Source organism: Spirillospora sp. NPDC048824, assembly GCF_043198455.1.
GTDB lineage: Bacteria > Actinomycetota > Actinomycetes > Streptosporangiales > Streptosporangiaceae > Spirillospora.
Map to the genome: position 1 here is coordinate 1 of NZ_JBICUS010000031.1, position 21,147 is coordinate 21,147.

General features: G+C 68.0%; 17 protein-coding genes and 1 pseudogene. 6 read left to right on the plus strand and 12 right to left on the minus strand.

Annotated elements, in window-relative coordinates; translation table 11 throughout:
* The first annotated feature begins 97 nt into the window (after positions 1–97).
* On the plus strand, positions 98–790 hold the full coding sequence (locus ACGFIS_RS35420; protein ID WP_392973818.1) for a DUF3732 domain-containing protein: 693 nt from the start codon (positions 98–100) through the stop codon (positions 788–790).
* A 254-nt stretch (positions 791–1,044) separates the two neighbouring features.
* Here ACGFIS_RS35420 and ACGFIS_RS35425 read toward each other — a convergent pair whose 3' ends face one another.
* The 5 genes from ACGFIS_RS35425 to ACGFIS_RS35445 form a co-directional block, all read right to left on the minus strand.
* On the minus strand, positions 1,045–1,713 hold the full coding sequence (locus tag ACGFIS_RS35425) for a hypothetical protein (protein ID WP_392913138.1): 669 nt from the start codon (positions 1,711–1,713) through the stop codon (positions 1,045–1,047).
* 21 nt (positions 1,714–1,734) lie between these two features.
* Positions 1,735–1,890 (minus strand): hypothetical protein, encoded by a 156-nt coding sequence (locus tag ACGFIS_RS35430; protein ID WP_392913139.1) that lies wholly within the window; start codon positions 1,888–1,890, stop codon positions 1,735–1,737.
* Positions 1,891–2,156: 266 nt separating this feature from the next.
* Positions 2,157–3,623, minus strand: coding sequence for a recombinase family protein (locus ACGFIS_RS35435; RefSeq protein WP_392913140.1), 1,467 nt, complete (start codon positions 3,621–3,623; stop codon positions 2,157–2,159).
* Between the two features lie 1,322 nt (positions 3,624–4,945).
* Complete coding sequence (locus tag ACGFIS_RS35440) at positions 4,946–8,233, minus strand: FAD-binding and (Fe-S)-binding domain-containing protein (RefSeq protein WP_392913141.1); 3,288 nt, start codon at positions 8,231–8,233, stop codon at positions 4,946–4,948.
* A gap of 40 nt (positions 8,234–8,273) precedes the next feature.
* Positions 8,274–9,440, minus strand: a complete 1,167-nt coding sequence (locus tag ACGFIS_RS35445) for an enolase C-terminal domain-like protein (protein WP_392913142.1) — start codon at positions 9,438–9,440, stop codon at positions 8,274–8,276.
* Positions 9,441–9,602: 162 nt separating this feature from the next.
* Here ACGFIS_RS35445 and ACGFIS_RS35450 point away from each other — a divergent pair, with 162 nt between their 5' ends.
* Both ACGFIS_RS35450 and ACGFIS_RS35455 read left to right on the plus strand, forming a co-directional pair.
* Entirely contained in the window at positions 9,603–11,408 is a 1,806-nt protein-coding gene (locus ACGFIS_RS35450) for a thiamine pyrophosphate-requiring protein (RefSeq protein ID WP_392913143.1), read from the plus strand.
* Positions 11,409–12,334: 926 nt separating this feature from the next.
* The gene (locus ACGFIS_RS35455; protein ID WP_392913144.1) at positions 12,335–13,162 is read left to right on the plus strand and encodes a transposase family protein; all 828 of its coding nucleotides are present in this window, start codon (positions 12,335–12,337) and stop codon (positions 13,160–13,162) included.
* A gap of 63 nt (positions 13,163–13,225) precedes the next feature.
* On the opposite strand, the gene ACGFIS_RS35460 is transcribed toward ACGFIS_RS35455, so the two are convergent.
* From ACGFIS_RS35460 to ACGFIS_RS35475, 4 genes and pseudogenes are all read right to left on the minus strand, one after another.
* Positions 13,226–13,651, minus strand: coding sequence for a ChaB family protein (locus ACGFIS_RS35460; protein ID WP_392913145.1), 426 nt, complete (start codon positions 13,649–13,651; stop codon positions 13,226–13,228).
* Positions 13,652–14,100: 449 nt separating this feature from the next.
* Positions 14,101–14,454, minus strand: coding sequence for a 4a-hydroxytetrahydrobiopterin dehydratase (locus ACGFIS_RS35465; RefSeq protein ID WP_392913212.1), 354 nt, complete (start codon positions 14,452–14,454; stop codon positions 14,101–14,103).
* A 33-nt stretch (positions 14,455–14,487) separates the two neighbouring features.
* Positions 14,488–14,742 (minus strand): annotated as a pseudogene (locus ACGFIS_RS35470) (DUF2267 domain-containing protein); the annotation flags it as partial.
* 289 nt (positions 14,743–15,031) lie between these two features.
* Positions 15,032–15,592 carry a hemerythrin domain-containing protein gene (locus ACGFIS_RS35475; RefSeq protein WP_392913146.1) on the minus strand — a complete coding sequence of 187 codons (561 nt, stop codon included), beginning with the start codon at positions 15,590–15,592 and terminating at the stop codon, positions 15,032–15,034.
* Positions 15,593–15,850: 258 nt separating this feature from the next.
* Between ACGFIS_RS35475 and ACGFIS_RS35480 the strand changes: the two genes are divergently transcribed.
* Complete coding sequence (locus tag ACGFIS_RS35480; RefSeq protein ID WP_392913147.1) at positions 15,851–16,123, plus strand: DUF2795 domain-containing protein; 273 nt, start codon at positions 15,851–15,853, stop codon at positions 16,121–16,123.
* 387 nt (positions 16,124–16,510) lie between these two features.
* Here ACGFIS_RS35480 and ACGFIS_RS35485 read toward each other — a convergent pair whose 3' ends face one another.
* Complete coding sequence (locus tag ACGFIS_RS35485) at positions 16,511–16,951, minus strand: DUF6098 family protein (protein ID WP_392913149.1); 441 nt, start codon at positions 16,949–16,951, stop codon at positions 16,511–16,513.
* A 145-nt stretch (positions 16,952–17,096) separates the two neighbouring features.
* Here ACGFIS_RS35485 and ACGFIS_RS35490 point away from each other — a divergent pair, with 145 nt between their 5' ends.
* Positions 17,097–17,885: a SigB/SigF/SigG family RNA polymerase sigma factor gene (locus tag ACGFIS_RS35490; protein WP_392913151.1), complete on the plus strand. Its 789-nt coding sequence runs from the start codon at positions 17,097–17,099 to the stop codon at positions 17,883–17,885.
* 861 nt (positions 17,886–18,746) lie between these two features.
* Entirely contained in the window at positions 18,747–19,142 is a 396-nt protein-coding gene (locus tag ACGFIS_RS35495; RefSeq protein WP_392913153.1) for a CBS domain-containing protein, read from the plus strand.
* Between the two features lie 60 nt (positions 19,143–19,202).
* Here ACGFIS_RS35495 and ACGFIS_RS35500 read toward each other — a convergent pair whose 3' ends face one another.
* Complete coding sequence (locus ACGFIS_RS35500) at positions 19,203–20,126, minus strand: glycosyltransferase family 2 protein (RefSeq protein ID WP_392913155.1); 924 nt, start codon at positions 20,124–20,126, stop codon at positions 19,203–19,205.
* A gap of 24 nt (positions 20,127–20,150) precedes the next feature.
* A complete protein-coding gene (locus ACGFIS_RS35505) occupies positions 20,151–21,038 on the minus strand; it encodes a glycosyltransferase family 2 protein (protein WP_392913157.1) in 888 nt (295 codons plus the stop codon).
* Between the last annotated feature and the right edge of the window lie 109 nt (positions 21,039–21,147).

The window sequence follows — 21,147 nt, forward strand, 5'->3', positions numbered from 1 at the left end:
CGACAAGGACATCGTCGTCCAGACCGGCGTTGACCAGGGGGAAGACGCTGCCTAACGATCACTGACCCCTGTCTCATTTGACTTGACACCTACCGCAGTGCGAATCAACGAGCTCACCGACGCCGACGGACGGGATTTCACCCGCGGAAGGATCGACGCGATCCTGTCGCGTGTCGGCTCCACCGACGAGACCGAACTTCAGCGCCTGCGGGACGCGGCAGCCGGCGCCGCAGCGACGGTGGCGGCGCTGGAGACAGAGCTGAGCGGCGACGACGCCCGCGAGCAACTGACCTCACGACTCCTGCTCGTCGGCAAGGACATGACCGCCTACGCCGACCGGTTGGAGCTCGAACACAGCCAGGGCAGCGTCCGCCTGGACCTCGCGCGCCTCACTGTGGTCACCGACACCGAACGCGGCCCCATCCGCCTGGAGCGGATCGGAAGCGCCGCCAACTGGATCGGCTACCACTTGGCGACCCACCTGGCTCTTCACCGCTACTTCACCCACCAGGACAGGCCCGTCCCTCGCTTCCTGATCCTCGACCAGCCCACCCAGGCCCACTACCCCTCGGAGGTGTCCCTGCAAAGCGGCATTCCTGAAGACGACACCGACCGCGGGGCGGTACTACGCATGTTCAAGCTCCTGCACGACGTCGTCGCCGAACTCGCACCCGACTTCCAGATCATCGTCTGCGACCACGCAAACCTCCCCGATACCTGGTTCCGCGAATCAGTCGTCCACAACTGGCGCGACGGCACGAAACTCATCCCACTCACCTGGCTGTCTTAATCGGGCGCAGAGAGTGGTGGCCGAGGGTGGAGTAGCGGTTCTAAGTCTGCTGGCTTGAGCAGCTAACGAGCGAGCAGCGGCGGTAAGAGTGTCAGAGTCAGCGACGATCGTCGGCAGGTCGGGAGGACAACGACTGTCCAGCGCTAACAGGGACGAGCCGTATGTAGAGGAACAACCGGTCATCGGCATGTGTGAGTGTTCTGCGAGCCGAGACCTCGAATCCCGACAACGAGATGCGAGTCGACCGGACTCAGCTATGTGGTGGCGGGGTCCAGACGTCCGGCTGCTCCGGCCTGTTTGACCAGGCGTCCCCACCGTTCGCGGCGTCCGAACCGCTCCGCAATGGCCTTCCCTGAGGGAAGATCCCCGGCCGGGGTGCGGTGGGCGAGGGCCCATTGCCATGCCTGGCGTTGCAGCCCCGATGCCGGTCGGCCGCGCCGCGGACGAGCCCGACCCACTCCCCCGCCATCACCTGCTTGGGCCTCATCTGCATTCTGTATGAGCTCCTCCTCCACACTGTCGGTCTGAGCGCGGTTCGTCTGAACGTCGTAGGAGCCGTTCGACGGGTTATCCCAAGTCGTAGGAGCTTCGTAAGAAGCCACGTCCCTCCTGATCAGGCTCATATGAGGGCGCGTATGAGACCCATCTGAACCATCGAGCCTCTTCACAGCTTCGTATGAAGCGTTCGCGAGCCTTGGCTGCGAACCGTGCCGTACTTGGCGCATCAGGAGCTCATACGCCCCGATCAGCGCACAGCTAGGCCACGCCGCGATCAGCCGACCGACCACCGAAGGCTCGGCGACCGCGACGTTGGCGGCCAGGCTGGCGGCGCTGCCCAGTACCAGCAGCGTCCATGGCAGCAGACCGCTGCGGCGGCCTTGGCGGGAGTCGACCAGCAGCGACATCGAGGCCACCACGATCATCCCGTCCACACTGACCGGCAGCTACGCCGCCGTCCAGGACGTCTCGCCGTAGCGAAGCACAAGCTCGTACATGTGTTTATAGCTGATCACCGCGGCGATCCCAGCCAGCACGATGACGCTGAGTGTGGAGGCCCACCGGATCACTCGATCTGCGGGAGAAGGCTCGGTCTTCGCCATGGCCGCTCAGCCCTCCCCCTCGTCGACCAGGGCGTTTACATTGAGAGGGACATGGCCGAGTGGTAGAATTATGGTCTCGGACACACTATTTGTACATAACCAGGCGTTTCCAGGCATCCTGGAGTGCCTCTCGGTGTTTGGTTTACGCCCGAGAGGGTCGGCCTTTCGCTGTTTGATCACCTCCTTCCGGCTGTGAATGCCGTGAGCACACGAGCCGCAATCCGTATGCCAAGGCGGAGTATGCGACGCCACCCGGCGCCGCGGTGTCAGCGTCGGTGGTCGATGGTGACCCTCACCTCCTTCGGAGTGGCGGCCCGCAAGGTGCGGGTCTCGGGCTCGTAGGTGAGAGTGATCTTGCAGGTGCGCAGGTGGTCGATGATCTCCCTGGGGTCAGGGGACACGCCGTCCGGTGCGGTGGCTGACGGTCCGGTCAGGAGAACGTGCAGCGTCGGCAGGTGGGGCAGGATGTGGTCCTCGCGGACGTAGAGGTTCTTGGGCCGATCCGGATCGGAGCGCGACGCGCTGGTGTGGCCGTGCCGGCACCGATACGCCGACCGGTTGTTGGCCCAGCACGATTCCAGCCGCCGCCCGCAGATCCCGCACCGCAGCAGCCCCGCCAGCAGGTAACAGCGGTCCGGGCGGGCGGTGGCGCCGGGCGGGATCTGGATGCCCTGGACGGCGATGAAGTCGGCCTCGCTGACCAGAGCCGGGTGCGCGGAGCGGGCGGAGATGACCCAGCCGTCGGGCAGGTTCCACCGCTGCACCTGCCGATGCCCCAGCCCGGTGTTGGACGGATCGATCAGATCGTGCTCGCTCGGCTGCCGGTTCCACACCTGCCGCCCGGTGTAGCGCGGATTGGCCAGGATCGTCCGCACCGTGGTCAGCTTCCACGCCCGTTTGGACCGATGAGCGTTGCGCCGCGGATCGGCCGCGGACGGGCAGGGAATGTGCATGTCGTTGAGCGCCCGAGTGATGCGGGCCATGCTGTGCCCGGCCAGCCGCTGCGCGAAGATCCACTCCACGATCGGCGCGGTCTGCTGGTCGGGCTCCAGCCGACGGGCCCGCCGGCCCCAGGCCGCGTGGGCCCGATTCGGGTGCGGGCCCGCGTCTACGAGCCGATACCCGTATGGCGGCCGCCCTCCCAGGTACCGGCCCTGTTCACGGGCCTGAGCGGCCATCGCGGTGGTGACCCGGATCCTGGTCCGGGTGATCTCCCGCTTGGACTGGATACCGAGGTTGAACATCAACTGCTCGTGCGCTTCGGCGGTGAAGTCGATGGGGCCGCCGGTCTCGGGCATCCACAGTTGCACACCGTAATGCTCGAACAGCGGCGCCATCAGAGAGAACTGGTTGCCGTAGAACGCCCGCTCGTACTCCCCCACCACGATCGCATCGAACCCGCGATCCGGATCGGCCATCGCCACCAGCAACGCCGCAGCCTCAGGCCGCCGCGCCCACGGCAACACCCGGCTATACCCGACATCGAAATACTCCGCCACAATCCGCCCATGCCCACCGACCAGCGCCGCGGCCTGATCACGCTGCCGCGCCCGCGACGTCACCGGATCCTGGTGGTCCTCGGTCGACACCCGCCCGTAGAAGGCGAACCGCAACCCGCCCTTCTGCGGCTGCGCCACCCGGCGCTTCCCCGACCGCTCGGCCCACGCCAGGAGGGAGTCCGCGCCCACGTCCCGACCTGCTTCCCCGGACGCGTTCGGCCGCCTCGCAGCCATGATCCGCATCTCCTCATGCCGGAAACACCTTTCGGTTTCAATATCCAGCAATGAGAGCGAACGCATCCAGCAAACGCTAGGACCATGCCCAAGGAGCCATCATTTCCTCACACTCAAGAGACCCCAAGAACATTTCCCGATATTTACTACTCTGTTCATGGCTCGCGCGTGCTGGCCGTCGACACCACGCGGGCTATTCCACTGGTAATACGACCCGGACGGGCGACACTTCTCCCGGACTCTGTTACTCCAATAGGGCGCATCTCCGAAGAGAAGGTCATCGCACATCTGAACCGGAGTGCGTGAGCGCCTCCTGGCCCCACGTGCCGCCGTTCCCGGCTGACACGACCCCGGTAACAGACGAGCGCACAGGCCGACATCCTCGTGCTTACTTCGACGACAGCGGATAGCCGCCCTCAGAGGGACGAACTCCTCTCACGCGACGCGCAGCCCTCGCCTTCAACTTCTCCAAGATCAGCGACGCGACACAAGAGGATCAGGTCAAACATCCGAGGAACAAGAGGTGGCTGCTGGTAAAGTACTCTATGCGTGATCTTGGGTTGGCTTCTTGGGCCATCTAGTGCGTGTGAGGCATCATGGGAGTAGATCTGCCCACCCGGCGGTCCAAGCATTGCGCTGTCGAGGGCAACATAGCGTGGCGCCTCGTAGCTCCGGATGCCGCTGCCGAACATGTGGATCCCTCTCACGTCCTTGCCTCGTTCGATGAAGCCTTCCGGTTCCGCCAGGAGGACTCGCAGCGGGGCCTGGCTGGCTTGCGCGAGGCGCAGCTTGGAGCTGTACACGCTGTTCTGGGGCACTGGGCGTCAAGACGGCCCCAGCCCGCCACGGTGGTCATGCCGACGGGGGACGGGCAAGACCGAGACCATGGTGGCCCTGCTGGTGGGCGGGCGAGTCGAGCGCCTGCCTGAAGATGTTGCGGCTGGGTATCGCCGAATGTAGTCAACGATGCGTGGCGTGGTGACATCTATGTGGGGTTCATCGAACGTTCCCTCCGCATGCTCGACCCTGAGGGCTAAGTGAGTTTCATCTGTGCCGATCGTTGGATGCGCAATCAGTACGGTTCTACTCTTCGGGAACTAATCGGCAAACGCTATGCCGTCGAGCACGTGGACTCTGCATGGGTCCGACGCTGCTTCGGGTCCCGCCTGTTGATCATTTTCTGCGGCGTCTGCGGTTCGCGCGTGGCCGCGCCGAGTCGACCACCAGGTCCTACGCCGGGGCACCTTAGGCGGTTCGAGCGGTGGCGGTTCGTCCGGGGGCTGAGTTGGGAGGAGGGGCCGGCTCGTGCAGGGCGGGGATGATCACTTTCGTCGTTGGCGGGTGCCGTGACGTTTGGAGCGTTTTTTCGAGATCTTGATCCCTTTGGATGGAACGTCGATTCTGAGACTGGAGACGATCTGTCCTGGGAATGCGGTGGTGGGGCGAGGGCGCAGCTTCCGGTACACCGCGCGGGTTGCGGCGGCGCCGAGAACGGCGGCGCCGGCTGCGGCCCCGAAGGTGGTTGCGATGCGGGTTACACGGTGCGGGAGCGGCGGTGCGGGCTTGCCGGGATGTCCGGCGTTTTCCGGTCGTCCGGTAACCGGGTGGCCCTCCTGCCTGCGGGCCAGTTGGATGAGCTGGGCGATGTGGAGAGCTTGGCGTCCGGTTTCGGCGTCCTTGATCTGCGTCTTGCAGGAAAAGCCGTTGGCCACGATCGCCGCCGTCTGGTCGGCGTGGCGGACGGCGGGCAGGAGCGCCTGCTCACCGCAGTCCATCGAGATGTCGTACTTGCCATTCTCGAAACCCCAGGATCCGGCGAGGCCGCAGCAGCCGCCCTTGAGGGGGGCGGTGTCCAGGCCCATCTGTTCCAGGAGCTTGGTGTCGTTGTCCATGCCGCCGGTCGCGCGCTGGTGGCAGTGGCCCCACAGCAGCGCCTTGCCGGCTCCGAGGAGCCTTGGCAGTGCGATGTCGTAGCGGTCAAAGAACTCGGCGAAATGATGGGAGTTGCGAGCGAGCCGGGCGGCGTCGTCGTCGTGAGGGAGGAGCTTGGTCAGCTCGTCCTTGAAGACGGCGAGACAGCTCGGTTCCATCCCGACCACGGGCGTGCCGGCGCGGACGTGCGGGCGTAGCACATCCAGCACGTTGTGCAGGTAGCGTTCAGCCGTGTCGAGGAAGCCGTAGTCGTACAGGGGGCGGCCGCAGCACACGTGGCTCTCCGGCATGAGGACCTGCCAGCCGGCGGCCTCGATCGCCTCGACGCACGCCACGCCGACGTTGGTGTGGAAGTAATTGTTGAAGGTGTCGGGGAACAGCACGACCGGTCGCCCGTGCGGATTGACGCTGCCGCCGCGCTCTTCGAACCACTTCTGAAGCGTCATCGGTGCGAAACGGGGCAGGGGGCGGCGCCGGTTGATCCCGGCGACCAACTTCGCCAGCCGCGTCAGGCCCGGCGTGTGGGTCGCGACGTTGGCGATCTCCGGCATCCGAGACGCCAGCCGGGCGGCCTGGTCGATGAACCCGAATGCGTAGGCGTACCGGGGACGCCACCGTCGCGCCGACTTGTAGTGGTGGTGCAGGAACTCCGCTTTGTACGTCGGAATGTCGACGTTGACCGGGCAGTCGTTGGTGCAGCCCTTGCAGGCCAGACAGAGGTCGAGCGACTCGGCGACCTCCTTGGACTGCCAGCCGTCGGTTATGGCCTCGCCCTGCAGCATCTCGAACAGCAGCCGGGCCCGGCCGCGCGTGGTGTGCTTCTCCTCGCGGGTCACCTGGTAGCTGGGGCACATGGTGTTGGTCGCCTGCGGGACGCGGCATTCACCGATGCCGACGCAGCGCAGCGTGGCGTGGGCGAAGTCGCCGTCGTCCTCTTTGTAGGCGAACTTCACCTCTGGGCGCGGGGGGTTGTGGTCGGTGCCGAGCCGCAGGTTCTCGTCCATCCGGTACGCATCGACGACCTTGCCGGGGCTCATCTTGCCGTCCGGGTCCCAGATGCGCTTGAACTCGCGCATCGCCCGCACCAGCTCGGGGCCGTACTGGCGTTCCAGCAGTTCGCCGCGCTGCTGCCCGTCGCCGTGCTCCCCCGACAGCGAGCCGCCGAACGACACGACGAGGTCGGCGGCGTCGGTCATGAAGGCCCGGTAGGTCGCCAGTCCCCCGGCGGTGCGCAGGTCGAAGCTCATCCGGGAGTGGATGCAGCCCTGCCCGAAGTGCCCGTACATGGCACCGGTGATGCCGTGCCGGTCCATGACGCGGCGCAGCGCGCGGACGTAGTCGCCGATGCGGGACGGCGGGACGGCCGAGTCCTCCCAGCCGGGCCAGTGGTCCTGGCCGGGCGGGAACGCCGTTGCACCCAGGCCCGCCTCGCGGATCGCCCACAATTCGCCGCTGTGCCCGCCCTCCTGCGTGCTCCTGACTAGTTTCACCCGGTCCGGTGCGTACTCACGCTCCCGTGTCAGCCAGCGGACGAACGCCTCGGCCGTCCCGACCGACTCCTCCTCGGTGTCGGCACCGAACTGGACCAGCAGCCATGCGCCGCCGCTTCGCCGGGGCAGCTCCCGGATGTCGGAGACGTTCTTGTGCTGAAGCTGCTGGTCATCGATGAGCTGGCGGTCGAGAGCCTCCAAACCGACCGGCCGGAACTTCTCGATGATCTCTTCGCAGTGCTCGGCGGCGTCGGACAGTTCGTCGTACTCGACTACGACGAGCGTGCGCTGCAGCATCGCGGGCGTCAGGAGCAGGACGGCCTGCAGCACGGTGACGCAGGTGCTCTCGGTGCCGGCGAGCGCGCGGGCGACGTTGAAGCCGTTCTCCGGGAGCAGCTCGTCCAGGTTGAAGCCCGACACGCGGCGCGGCATCTGCGCGACCGACGGGTACCCTGCGCGGATCGCGTCGGCGTACCGGTCGCGCAGGTCGCGCAGCGCCGCGTAGATCTCGCCCTTGCGGCCCCCGGCAGCGATGATCTCGTCGAGCCGCTCCTCCTCGTTCGCCCCCACCCAGAAGCGGTCGCCGCCGTAGGTGACGATCTCCATCGCGTGCAGGTTGTCGGACGTGCGCGGCCCCGGCCCGTACAGCTGCGACTGCACCGAGTGGATACCGCACGAATTGTTGCCGATGTTGCCGCCGATGACGCAGCGCGAGTGGGAGGAGGGGTCGGGGCCGAACACCAGGTTCCACCTCCCGGTGTGGCGGTTCAGCTCCTCGTTGATCACCCCGGTCTCGCAGGTGACGGTCCGGGCCTCGGGGTCGACCTCGCCGATCCCATTGAGGTACTTCGAGTGGTCGATGACCACCGCGTAGTTGACCGTCTCCCCCGACAGGCTCGTCCCGCCGCCGCGGTTGAGGATCGGCGCGCCGAACCCGCGGCAGATCCGGTGCACCGCGACGACGTCGTCGAGCGTCTTCGGGATCACGACACCGATCGGCACCTGGCGGAAGTTCGACGCGTCGTTGGCGTACAGGGCGCGGGACCCGTCGTCGAAGCGCACCTCGCCCTCGACGGCCTTGGCGAGGGCCTTCGCCAGGCGCCCGACGGCGATCGTCGTCCTGCCTCGCGGCGGTCCCGACATCGACGGGGCGCTCTTGCCCGGAACCTGCTGAGTCTTCGGCGCCATTCGCGCACTCCTCCGGATCGCATCTGTATGGACAGGCCGGTCACGTCGTGCAGGAGCGGCGGGCGCCGTACACCCGGTACCGCTCGGCGTCCGCCCACCTCACCTCCAAACCGATGCCCGGGCGGTCCGGGGCCGGGCGCAGCGAGCCGCCCGCCGGGCTGAGCGTCCCGTCGAACACGATGTCCTCGACGCGGACGTGGTCGTGGAAGTACTCCAAGTGGCGGAGCCGCTCGACGGCGCAGAACGCGTGCGCCGACAGCGCCGGGGCGCAGTGCGCGGACAGGTCCACGCGGTGCGCCGCCGCGAGCCCGGCGACCTGCAGGACGCCGGTGACGCCGCCGCAGCGGGTCGCGTCGGCCTGCAGGCAGTCGACCGCGCCGTCCAGCAGCCCGGTGAAGTCGCCGAGACCGAACCCGTACTCGCCGGCCGCGACCTCCAGCCCTCCCGGGCCCCGGTCGCGGAGCAGCCGCAGGCCGGCGAGGTCGTCGCTGCTCACCGGCTCCTCGAACCACCGCACGTCCCACTCCCCCGCCAGGCGATGCGCCCAGGACAGGGCGTCCTTGCGGGTCAGGGCCCCGTTGGCGTCGGTGAACAGCTCGGCGCCCGGTCCGATCGCCTCCCGGACGGCCGTGAGCCGCTCGGGGTCGCGGCCCGGTTCACGGGAGATCTTCAGCTTCACCCGGGGGATGCCGCGCTCCGCCCAGTCGCCCAGTTGGCGGGCGAGCCGGTCGAGCGGGTAGTTCGTGAAGCCGCCGCTGCCGTAGACGGGGACCACGTCGTGGAACGTCGGCAGCACCCGGTACAGCGGCAGGCCGAGCAACCGCGCCTTCAGGTCCCACAGCGCGGCGTCCACCGCCGACACGGCCATGGCGCCGGGCCCGGGACGCCCCGCGTTGCGGATCGCCGCGAACATGGCGTGCCACGCGGCGGCGGGCGCGAACGCTACCCGATCCCGGACGACTGGCGCGAGCTTCGACTCGATGAAGGGCGCGAGCGAGACGTCGCCGTAGGTGTAGCCGATGCCGGTCCGCCCGCCCGCGTCCGCCTCGACAAGCACCATCGTGGTGGAGTCCCAGCGCAGCGTGCCGTCCTCCTCGACCCCGTCCGGACCGTCGGTCGGCACCGTGAACGCGTGCACCCGCACGTCCGCCACGGGGACGGCGTCGCCTCCGGCCGGCCCGTCCCCGATGCCGTTCCCCCCGGTCATTCACGCCTCCTTCGCTCGGCGACGCGCGTCTTACTACCTCTGGTGGAAGCTCTGAAACGGTGGCGGGGCTCCCTCCAGCTGGTTTGGTCGCCCGCTCCCCGGGGACCCGGGGGTTTGACACGGGCACCGAGTAGTCGACGACCACCGGGAGAGTTGAAGATCATGGCCCAGCAAGTAGCCGACTACGTCCTCCAGCGCCTCACGGAGTGGGGCATCAAGCGCGTCTACGGATATCCGGGTGACGGCATCAACGGCATGCTGGGTGCCTTCGACCGCGCCAAGGGGCGTCCGGAGTTCATCCAGACGCGCCACGAGGAGATGGCGGCGTTCATGGCCTGCGCCCACGCGAAGTTCACCGGCGAGGTCGGCGTCTGCGCGGCCACGTCCGGGCCCGGTGCGATCCACCTGCTGAACGGCCTGTACGACGCGAAGCTGGACCACCAGCCGGTCGTCGCGATCGTCGGGCAGCAGAAGCGACTCGCGCAGGGCACCCACTACCAGCAGGAAGTGAACCTCGAGGACCTGTTCTCCGACGTTTCCGAGTACTGCCAGATCGTCATGCACCCCGGGCAGATGCGGCATGTGATCGACCGGGCGTTCAAGACGGCGCTGACCACCCGGAGCGTCGCGACGATCATCATTCCCGAGGACGTCCAGGAGACGGAGGCGATGCCGTCGCCGCCGAAGGAGCACGGCTCGGTGTACTCCAGCGTCGGCTGGAGCCAACCCCGGGTCCTGCCCAACCAGGAAGAGCTGCGCAAAGCCGCCGACATCCTCAACCAGGGCGAGAAGGTCGCAATGCTCATCGGGCAGGGCGCGGCCCAAGCCGGCGAGGAGGTCGTCGAGGCCGCAGAACTGCTCGGCGCCGGGGTCGCCAAGGCGCTGCTCGGCCGCGAGGTCCTGCCCGACGACCTGCCGTTCGTCACCGGCCCCGTCGGGCTGCTCGGCTCGAAGGCCAGCGACGAGATGATCATGAACTGTGACACCCTCTTCATGATCGGCAGCAGCTTCCCCTACGCGGAATGGCTGCCGGACGAGGGCAGCTGCCGCGGGGTCGAGATCGACATCGACGGCCGCATGATCGGCATCCGGTACCCGATGGACGCGCACGTCGTCGGCGACGCCAAGGAGACCCTCCAGCAGCTGATCCCGCTGCTGCGCCGCAAACAGGACCGGTCCTGGCGCGAGCAGATCGAGGAGAACGTCCGCACCTGGGACACGGTGCTGGAGAAGCGAGCCGGGCAGACGTTCGACGGGAAGATCAACCCGCAGGCGGTGGCCCATGAACTGTCGCCGCTGCTTCCCGATGAGTGCATCCTCACCGCCGACTCCGGTTCGGGAACCAACTGGTGGGCCCGGCACCTCAAGATCCGCGAGGGCATGAAGGCGTCGCTGTCGGGGACGCTCGCGACGATGGGGCCGGGCGTCCCGTACGCGATCGCCGCGCGGTTCGCCTTCCCGGACCGTCCGGTCATCGCCTTCGTCGGGGACGGCGCGTTCCAGATGAACGGCATGAACGAGATGCTCACGGTGAAGCGGTACGCCGACCGGATGGGCGGCTCGCCGCCGCTGGTCTTCTGTGTCTTCAACAACCAGGACCTCAACCAGGTCACTTGGGAGCAGCGGGCGATGGGCGGTGACCCGAAGTACGAGGGATCGCAGTCCATCCCGGACTTCCCGTACGCGAAGTACGCCGAACTGTGCGGCCTGAAGGGCATTTACTGCGACGACCCCAAGAAGGTCACCAAGGCCTGGCAGGACGCCCTCGCCAGCGATCGGCCTGTCGTGCTGGAATTCGTGGTGGACAACGAGATCGCGCCGATCCCGCCGCACATCATGAAGGAACAGGCCAAGAAGACCCTCAAGGCCGGCGTCCGGGACCCGCAGAAGGTCGGCATCGCCGAGCGCGGCTTCCGGCAGAAGCTCACGGAGATGTACGAGAACCTTCCCGGCCGCAAACACGACTGACTGGTCGTGGTCGCGTCTCCTCAAGGGAGGGAGGTTCGGGGATGCCGGATCACCTTCGCAGTGAGCGATCCCCGAGGCCCGGTGATCTGGCAACAGCGGCGCTTCCCCCTGAGGCCATGCGGAAATCACTACTGTATGGAATGAGGCTCGGCTGACCAGCGGAGAAGCCGACCGGCGACCTGGTCTCGGACCCGCGCAGAAGCGAGGTCTTCCTTCCTACGCCGCGCCTCCCGAGCGGAAGGATCTTCCTGCCGACAGCATCCGCGAATAGTGGGGCCCCTGCCGCGTCCAGCGCGAGCACGGACTGACCACGATCGACAACGACTTCGGCCCGGTCAACGTGCTCGCGCAGCAGGTGCAAGCGCACGAAGGCCCGGCAACGTGCTGATGCGCCTGTCGGTCAGTGGCCGCAACCCGATCGTGGTCGCCGCGACGCACCGCGCCCGCCAGCTCGGCATCGCCGCGTGGGCCGTCCCCGGACCGGGGCCCAACGCCCACGCCAGCGCGTGCGACGACGCGATCACCTGTGCAGCCCTCCGCCACCGTCCAGGAGATCCAACTCGCTGCGGTCCACCTTCTATGCGGCGTGGTCGACGAGGCCCTGGGGGTGAGACCATGTCACCAATCAGGGCCCTCGATAGATAAGGGCTCTACGCGACATTTGAGCAGGCGCCAAAGGTGTCGCTGACATTTATGCTGACACCGTTGGTCTGCATTGTTCGCGGCCCGGACTTCCGTCACCGGGAAATGCGTTGCAGCAGTGAGGTGATCTCAGCGAAATTGATCCGGACAAGAATGCTTTCCCTGTCACGAACGAGCCTTCGAGGGCGGACACGCGGACGATCAGGCGGCGCCCGGAAAGGGCGTGGAGCCCCCGGTAGAAGAGGTCTCACCACAAGATCTCGTCCGCTACCGGAAGGCTCCACGTGATCAGCTATCGTGCCACGCTCGATGTCTCGCGGGAACTGGTTCTGCATGTGTCCGGGCTGCTTGCCGCCGAACGCCGGTACCGGCGCACGCCCAAGGGCAGCAGGGCGCTGACCTGCTTCTGGGAGGCGGTGCTGGTGCTGCGGTGGTTCCGGGACCGCACCGACCCCGCCGCCCTCGGCCGTGACCACCGGATATCGCGGGCGACGGCCTACCGCTACATCGGCGAGGCGATCGAGGTGCTCGCCGCCCAGGCCCCCGACCTGCACACCGCGCTGCAGCGGGCCAAAGACGACGGATTGCCGCATGTGCAACTGGACGGCACCATCATCGGGTCCGACCGCTGCCGTCAGCAGACCCAAAGCGTCAAAGGCGAGATGATCGACGCCTGGTATTCGGGAAAGGCGCACCACCACGGCGGCAATATACAGGCGATGTCGGCGCCCTGCGGGCTTCCCCTATGGGTTTCCGACGTCGAGCCGGGCTCGGTGCACGACCTGACCGCCGCCCGCACCCACGTGCTGGGCGCGCTGTACGCCGCGGCGGCCGATGACCTGCCCACCCTGGCCGACCTGGGGTACGAGGGCGCGGGCATCGGGGTGTTCACCCTGGCCAAGCACCCCTCCGGCGGCCAGGTCCTGGACGCCGACGCCCGCACCTACAACGCGCTGCTGAGCGGCCTGCGATGCCTGGCCGAACGCGGCTTCGCCCTGCTCACCCAACGCTGGCGCATCCTGCAGCACATCACCGCCAGCCCCAGCAGAATCGCCGACATCGCCAAAGCCGCACTCGTCCTCACCCATTTCGAACACGGCTACGCCCGGTGATTCGCTGAGATCACCTCAGTGAATGTCTAGACTTCAACGAAAGGCTGTTGGCTGTTACTTTCCTTACGACCTGGAATTGGCGGTCTTGCGGCTATTGGCCTTCTCGATGGCCTTGACGAGTTCCCCCTTCTTCATGGTGGATCGACCCGAGATGCCCAGCCGCTTGGCGACATCGTACAGGTGCTTCTTCGAGGCGTTGGCGTCCACGCCGGCCGCAGTCTTGCGCGAGGTTTCACGACCTCCTTCGGCCTGTTTGTCGGACGGCCCCTTCGCGCCACCGGACTTCGGCTCCCAATGGTCGCCGACCCTCTCGTGGGTGTGCTTGAGGGCGGCGTAGGCGACGCGGTGCGCCCGCTGCCCTTCCCCGTACTCCTTAACGGCCGAGTCGTGAGCCTTGGCGTAAGTACGTTGCGCCTTGGCGTCCGAGCGCTTGATGGTGTCAGGCAACTCTTCCTTCTTGGCCTTGCCCTTGCCGGTGGTCTTCGGCATTTCCTACTCCTCGTGCGACGAGCCATGTGCTTTGGAGGAGCCGATACCCACATGCCATGAATATTCACGTGTGCGGCGTATCGGGATGAAACGCGCCAGGCACGGCCCGCCCGCTCACTCCGCCGAAGCGCCTGGCAGCAGGCCTGCGAAACCGTCCGGTCGTGCGTCCGACAGGTGCGGCGGGTCATCGGCTTCGTCTGTCTCCGACTTGCTGCTATCGAGGGCAGGTTCGGGTACTCCGTACTGACCCCATCGTCACGCTCGAGGCATGCGGGCGGGCCCACGATGATCTGGAGGATGCCGGCCGGGTGGCTTGCGCTGCCGTGCGCGAACAGCGTCCCGCTGGCCAGGAGCTCAGGGGAGCTCAGTTCGTCCGGCCCGTCGTGGCGTTCTCCAGATCATGCGTCACGCCGGCGACGCCACCTCGTGTCCGGTCCCACGCCGCCGGCTCAGGAACCCATTTGGGCGCCCGCTTCGTCGATGGCGTCGTCCAGCCGGGAGGCGAGTTCGACATCCAGAGCCGTGACGGCATCCGCTGACACCGTGCGCATGGCCAGTTGGATGCCGTCGGCGCTGCGGCGCACTTCGGGTCCGCGGCCCATCTCCTCGCGGAGCGGGTCGATTCTGCGCAGCACCCGGTCGAGGTTGCCGGATGGGAGTACGAGGGTACGCCGGAGCTCGCCGGTATCGCCCGACCAGTCCGGGAGGGGACCCAGTGCGGCGTCCACCTCCTCGGGGGTAAGCGGCGCCTCCTGTCCGGCGGAGCCGGTGACACCGCCGCCCGCCCCGGGAGGAGCGAACATCTCGCGGAGCTGTTCGGGCACGTCCAGCTCCGCGATCAGGTCGGGTTCCTGTTCGGCCAGCGCGGCGAGGACCGCCCGCGCCCGAAGTCGTGCCTCGTCAGGTGGCCGATGCGCCAGCAGCGAGACGGCGCGGACGAAATCCGCCTCGTCGTCCTTGCGCATCTGCTCTTCGACTGGAGGACGTCCCTTGAGTTGACCTGGTATCGCGTCCATGAGGCGGTCCCGGTCGGGTTCGCCAAGCGTGCGGGCCAGTGCGGTCACGGTCGCCTCCGCCGCCGCTCGCGCAACCCCTGAGTCCGGGTCTTCTCCGAGACCGACTCCAGCAGATCCTGATACTCAACGGCCATACTCGGTTCCGCAACTCGGTAGGCCCTGGTCAGGTCCCTCAGCGATACCCGCCGCCCCTGCTCTTACGCCCAGCTCCCTTCCGGCAGTACCGAGCTGGGAGCGCTTGGCAGGCTTACGCCTGAAGGTTCGGGCACAGGCATGTGCGTACGGACGCCGCACCCCCGAAGGAGGCGCCACGTCGGTTCCGCGTCAGGGCGGGTCTGCACGAACTGGAAGCCATGGCAGGGAGTCAGTCGCTGCCACGGCCGCTCACGCGGTCGCGGACCCGGTCGACAAGTCCGGCACCGGGGGCCAGCAACTTGTTCAGCGGCGGCTTGTTGGGCGCCGAGGGGTGCGGGCGGGTGGGCGCCACACGCTTGGCGGACTGGACTTTGTCACCCAGTTCCAGCAGTTGGTCGGCGTCGGCGTGCTCGGCGAGCTTGGGGAACAGGTTGCCCTCCTCATCCTCGACGTGGGCGGATACATCCTCGATGAGCCGGTTGACCAGCGTATTGAAGCTTTGGTGTGCGGCGTCGACCTTTTCGAGTTCCTTGAGAATCCGCTCCACTTCGGCGTGCTCGGAGATCTCCCTGTCGGCGATCTGTTCGCCGTCCGGCACGACTTTGCGGACTGCGGGGTACAGGTAGGCTTCCTCGGCGATCGAGTGCCGGACCAGTTCGATGGTGACGTCATCGATGATTCGCCGCCGCTCGTCCGCGTCCGTCGTGGCCGCCAGTTCGTCGAACATGTCCTCGACTTCGCGGTGATCGTGCTTGAGAACCTCGACCACATCGCGCTTCTCGTCGCCCATGGGACCTCTCCCTCTGGTGTCTGCGCTCGAGCCAGGAGAACACCGCGTACCGCCCCGTGGCCTGGCGGGCGTTGGCTTGCGGTGATCGACTGACAGGGCGCCTGGTACCCGAGCGAACGAGTCCCACTCGCCTCCTGAAGACACGGATTCGTTCGGCGACCTAGAGGTTACGACACCAAGGACGCAAGCACTACTCGGGGGAGGAGGCCATGGCGGACAACCCGTCGTTCATCGAAGTGCAGAAGTCCCTGGCCGGGGATGGGCTATCCGGTGTCCAAGGACGACCTCGTCAAGTACGCGCAGCGGCACGGCGCCGAAGAGGGCACCTTGCAAGCGCTTCAGGCGATACCCGACCGGGAATACGACGGGCCCAGGCGGAGTCAGCCAGGCGATCACCAAGACGCTGACGCGCAACGTATCTATGCAGTTAGGTTGGCCGGCTCACCGGCGGCGGGCTTAACCGGCGGCGGCTGCGGTCGGCCGGGCGAGTTTGTTACGGCGAGGAAGCCGCGGGTAGAGGCGCTGGCATGACTGATATCGGAGACAGCTTCAAGCCCGGAGAACGTGCACCGGAAAGTGGCTTCTACGAATGCGACTGTCCCAATTCCCACCGCTGGAGCACCGACGTGGCGGACCATCCACTTCCACCGCTTCCACGAGGATGCAGCGGAAGCCAATGGACCCTGAGGGAACGCCGCCCCGTCGCCTGATCACCTTCGGCGGGGCGACCACGTCCGCCGGCGCCGAGAACCGATTCACCGGCGCTGGCGGACGGCGCTTCGCGGACGCCTCGCTGGTAGGCGCAGGGCTGCTGCCGTTCCGGGCACCGTCTCGGGTTCGGACACGGCGGTGTCGGCCTGACTATATGCGTCGGCGAAACCCTCGCTCTTGAGGCCGACGACCTGATGGTCCCGCTGGTCAACCTCCTTCGCGGCCAAGCGGCCCCCACTCGGCGTTCGCGTCTTGCTTCAGCAGCCTCTCGGCCTGGTCGAGGACCTGCTTGTCGATCAGAGCGACGGCGGCGGGACGGGCCACGATGGGCTCGTTGTCGGGCCCACGGCCCACCTCCTCGCCCTCAAGTACCCAGGGCCGCGCACCTTGGGCGCGGGCCCTCTCCAGGTGCGAGTAATCGTGCAGACGCCGCGCCACCCACAGGACCAGCGACCGGGTGCCCCACCACGCCTCCACGGCGAGCGGATTGGCGGACAGGCCCGGCAATTCGGCGCCGGTCAGGCCGTCCGCGCTGTGCGGGCGGGACTGGTCGGCCTCCGGATCGGCCGACCAGCGCACGAACAGGCACGGGCGGCCTTCCAGCAGCTCGGCCAGCTGATCAAGTGTCGTGATCACATCCAGCGACATGGAAGGGCTGTTCCCCGTCGCGCCACGTCGATTCCGGGCCACGCACGGAGATCGCCCGTGTGATCGCTTTATGTCCGGGTAGGGACGCCACCGAGCGATCGTTCCCCTCCTCCCGCCGGTCTCGTCCGCAAAGGAGACGACCCGCATGACGACGGCGCAATCCTCCACTCGGCTCGACGATGGGCAGACCGAGATCCTGCTGGCGGAGATGAACGGGCTCGGGCAGGACGATCCCCGGCGGGAACGGCTGCGGGCGCGCATCGTCGACATGCACGCCCCGCTGGTCCGCGGTGTCGCGCGCCGGTACGCCAACCGCGGCGAACCCATCGACGACCTCCAGCAGGTGGCCTACCTGGGGCTGGTCAAGGCCATCAACCGGTTCGACCCCGGGATCGGCGACCGGTTCGTCACCTACGCCTACCCGGTGGTGACCGGGGAGGTGAAGCGGCACTTCCGCGACAAGACCTGGGGCATCCGCGTGTCGCGCCGCATCCAGGAACTGCGCCCGGTGCTCCAGCGCACCACGCAGGAGTTCACCCGCGAGAAGGGCCGCTCCCCCACCACGGGGGAGATCTCGAAGCTCATGGACATCACCGAGGAGGAGACCGTCGAGGTCATCGTCGCCTGCGACGCCTACCGCCCGCTGTCCCTGGAGGCTCCCGCCGACGGCTCGCAGAGCGGCGACAACGGCACCGTCGGCGAGTACCTCGGATCGGACGACCCCGCGCTGGACGCCTTCATCGACGGCCACGCCCTCGCCCCGCTGATCGACGACCTTCCCGAGCGGGAGCGGACGATCCTGCTGTTGCGGTTCTTCGGCAACAAGACGCAGACGCAGATCGCCGAGCAGATCGGCCTGTCCCAGATGCACGTCTCGCGGCTGCTCCGCGCCACTCTCGACAAACTGCGCGGCGGCCTGCTCGCCGAAGGCTAAGGCGACGCTCAGCTCCGTGGTAGCCCTTTCGGCGAGGATGATCACTCCGGTGTCACGTCACCCTCGCTCGGCGACTGGTCAGGCTCACGGTGCGGGACGACAAGATCGACAAGATCACCGCTCTCCTCTCACAGTCCCACATCAACCGCCAGGTGATCCGCTGACAGGGGAAGCGAATCGGCGGGCGGCTCGACACGCAGCGCGAGACACATCTCACGAGCGATGGATGTTGACGGAGACGTCCTGTGGACGAAACGCAAATTGGGGCACCAAACCCGTCCCACCGCGCGGCTGATTGTTACGAGCTCGTCGCTCCTGACACCTACAGGGAGTGATCAACGAGCCAGCCGCAGCACCCAGTCTGCGCCCGTCTTTAGAACAAGACGAACTGTGGCGTCCGTTCTCGCGGTCAGCATCGGTGCCGTCCCCAAAGCCGCAAATGGTTGGTACCGGCGGTCACTAGAGTACTGGCCGCGTTCGAGGACGGTCCCGACTGGTCGTTCGGGTCTGCCCTGCGCCCGCCGACGGCCTGGACAGCGAGCGCGTCGTTCTCGTTGGGGACGCGCAGAGCGATGACGTGCTGGGCCTAGCGGAACCCCAGGCCTTGGGGCGGCGGGCGCGGCTGCCGGCATACAGGGCCGGCCTGTGGATGCTCAGCAGCGAGCAGCTCGGACTGGATCGGAGGCGTTGAGGTTGAGATGCAGTCCGACTTCCAAGCCGACCCCATCTGCTGTCCGGCGACGCGGTACCTCACGTGCGGTGTCGGTGCCTTCCGGACGCGCATGGAAGGCACTCCTGGGGGTAGCGGCTGCGGTACTTCAACTTTGGGAGAGGACGAGCATGGCCACTGCACGAGAGATCATGACGCCGGGCGCCGACTGCATCGGTGAGGACGCCACTGTGCTCGAGGCGGCGAAGAAGATGACCGAGCTGGACGTGGGCGCACTGCCGATCTGCGGGAACGACGACCGCCTCAAGGGGATGATCACCGACCGCGACATCGTGGTGAAGGTGCTGGGCGTCGGTAAGGATGCCGAGGCGACCAGGGCCGGGGAACTGGCTCAGGGAGAGGCCGTGACGATCGGCGCCGACGATAACGCCCAAGAGATCATGGAGACCATGACCGACCACAAGGTCCGCCGTCTCCCGGTGATCGACGGGCGCCGTCTCGTCGGGATCGTCGCGCAGGCCGATGTCGCGCGATCGTTGCCCGAGCCTCAGGTCGGTGACTTGCTCCAAGCCCTGTCCACCGACTGAACCGATCTTCGCAGCCATCCAGGTGCCCCGGCGAGGCCGGCACTGCGCGGCCGCCGGGAGTCAATAGCCCTCGAGGCGGGCGCGGTCGGCCTCGACCGCGGGCGGAACGGGTCGGCGGTCGCGCAGCACGCGAGGCAGGACCCGGGCGGCAGCAGCGAGCCCGGCGCGGCCGTCCGGGGTGCGCAGCGCGGACGCGACGGCGCGGGCCAGCACCGGCAGCGGGCGCCGCAGCCACATCGTGAGGAGCCGGTTGCGGATCTCCCGGCGGCGGCGCCCGACCGGGTCGCGGCCCGTCCGCGACGGGTGGTGGTGCACGACGAGCTCGGGCACGTAGGCCATGCCCCAACCCGCGGCGGCCACATCCAGGGCGAGCAGTTCCTCCTCGCCGGCGAAGTGCAGGACATTCGAGAAGCCGCCGACGTCGAAGAATGCGTCCCGTCGCACGATGACCGAGCAGGCCAGGAAGCCAAGGATCGCCGGCCCCGGGTGGCCGTCCGGACGGCCGAGGGGCGCGGCGGCCATCTGGTCCGACACCGGCTCGAGCCGTTCCTCCTCGCCGACCAGCACGCGGGCGGCGAGGAGCGCCATGCGGGGGTGCGCGTCGAGGATCTCGACAGCCCGTGCGAGGGCACCGGGCGCCCACCAGGAGTCGTCGTCGGCGAACGCGACGTAGCGGGTTCCGGCCTCGATCGCGCCGACGTTGCGTGCGGCGGCGCCGAAGTTGCCCGGCAGCCGCAACACACGGGTGTCGGCGGCCGCGGCGACGGCGGCGGTGCCGTCGGCGGACGCGTTGTCGACGACGATCACCGGGGCGGCGTGCCGGACCAGGCTGCGGCGCAGCTCTGGGGCGCGGTCGCGGGTCGCGACGACGATCGTGACGCCGGACGTCTCGGGTCTCCGCACGCGTTCCGAGCGGGCGGTGCCGGTCTCGGAGCGGGTGCCGGATCCGGAGTGATTTCCGGATCCAGAGGGGGTGTCGGTCATCTGGCTGTTCCTCCCCGGAGCCGATCAGCTCACGTAGCGGCGGGCCATGGACGTCCGCTGGGAGGTCTCCAGGGTGCGCAGGCGATCTTCGACGTCGCGGGGCAGCGAGCGGCGCTCCCGCACGACCCAGCCAAGCCCCGCCACGGCCTCGGCGAGGGCGGCGGCGGTGACGCGATCGCGGGGCAGCGTGCGCAGCAGCCCGGCGGTGCGGCGCGCGGCGGCCGGCAGCGGGCGGCGCAGCCAGGTAAACCACAGCGTGTTGCGGATGCCGTGGCGCCGCCGCACGTGCACCTCCCGGAGCGGCGACGGCTCATGGTGCACGACGACGTCCTCGGTATAGCACAGGTACCAGCCGAGGGTCATCAGGTCGGCGCTGAGTAACTCCTCCTCGCCGCCCAGCCACAAGCGGGGCGAGAACCCGCCGGCCGCGCGGAACGCCACAGCGCGGATCATGGACGCGCCTGCCAGAAACGAGCCGAGCGCGGGGCCGGGCAGCCAGCCGGGGCCGGGGACAGGTGAGTCCCGCAGTTCGGCGACGATCGGGTCCTCACGCCCGCCGGGCTCCACCAGGATCCGCCCAGTGACCACGGCCAGCCGCGGGTGCGCGTCCAGCAGCGCCGCCGCGCGGCCCGGGGCGACCGGTTCCCACCAGGTGTCGTCGTCGCAGAACACCACGTACGGGGTACGGACGTGGTCCACCGCCAGGTTGCGCGCGACAGCACCGAGATTCTCGCGAGATCGAATCAGCCGCACCTCCGGGAACCTGGCCGCGACCGCGTCCGGGGTACCGTCGCGGGAGGCGTTGTCGACGACAATGACGGGTGCACCTTCCGGCAGGGCCCGCAGGCGGCCGAGAACGGCCAGCAGCGAGGCCCGCCGGTTCCGGGTGATGACGACGACGGTGTAGCGCATGCGTCCGCCCTACCCGGGCCTCGCCGTGCCATGTCCTCTACCGCGGCCGGTCGGCGACGAGCCGCAGCGACGGCGCCCGCTCGGGGCAGATAGGCCATCGAGCTCGCGG

Coding starts and splice junctions, on each gene's coding strand:
- ACGFIS_RS35425 (WP_392913138.1), bottom strand. CDS start 1,713: ATGATCGTGGTGGCCTCGATGTCGCTGCTGGTCGACTCCCGCCAAGGC.
- ACGFIS_RS35430 (WP_392913139.1), bottom strand. CDS start 1,890: ATGGCGAAGACCGAGCCTTCTCCCGCAGATCGAGTGATCCGGTGGGCC.
- ACGFIS_RS35435 (WP_392913140.1), bottom strand. CDS start 3,623: ATGGCTGCGAGGCGGCCGAACGCGTCCGGGGAAGCAGGTCGGGACGTG.
- ACGFIS_RS35440 (WP_392913141.1), bottom strand. CDS start 8,233: ATGGCGCCGAAGACTCAGCAGGTTCCGGGCAAGAGCGCCCCGTCGATG.
- ACGFIS_RS35445 (WP_392913142.1), bottom strand. CDS start 9,440: ATGACCGGGGGGAACGGCATCGGGGACGGGCCGGCCGGAGGCGACGCC.
- ACGFIS_RS35450 (WP_392913143.1), top strand. CDS start 9,603: ATGGCCCAGCAAGTAGCCGACTACGTCCTCCAGCGCCTCACGGAGTGG.
- ACGFIS_RS35460 (WP_392913145.1), bottom strand. CDS start 13,651: ATGCCGAAGACCACCGGCAAGGGCAAGGCCAAGAAGGAAGAGTTGCCT.
- ACGFIS_RS35465 (WP_392913212.1), bottom strand. CDS start 14,454: ATGTTCGCTCCTCCCGGGGCGGGCGGCGGTGTCACCGGCTCCGCCGGA.
- ACGFIS_RS35475 (WP_392913146.1), bottom strand. CDS start 15,592: ATGGGCGACGAGAAGCGCGATGTGGTCGAGGTTCTCAAGCACGATCAC.
- ACGFIS_RS35480 (WP_392913147.1), top strand. CDS start 15,851: ATGGGCTATCCGGTGTCCAAGGACGACCTCGTCAAGTACGCGCAGCGG.
- ACGFIS_RS35485 (WP_392913149.1), bottom strand. CDS start 16,951: ATGTCGCTGGATGTGATCACGACACTTGATCAGCTGGCCGAGCTGCTG.
- ACGFIS_RS35490 (WP_392913151.1), top strand. CDS start 17,097: ATGACGACGGCGCAATCCTCCACTCGGCTCGACGATGGGCAGACCGAG.
- ACGFIS_RS35495 (WP_392913153.1), top strand. CDS start 18,747: ATGACGCCGGGCGCCGACTGCATCGGTGAGGACGCCACTGTGCTCGAG.
- ACGFIS_RS35500 (WP_392913155.1), bottom strand. CDS start 20,126: ATGACCGACACCCCCTCTGGATCCGGAAATCACTCCGGATCCGGCACC.
- ACGFIS_RS35505 (WP_392913157.1), bottom strand. CDS start 21,038: ATGCGCTACACCGTCGTCGTCATCACCCGGAACCGGCGGGCCTCGCTG.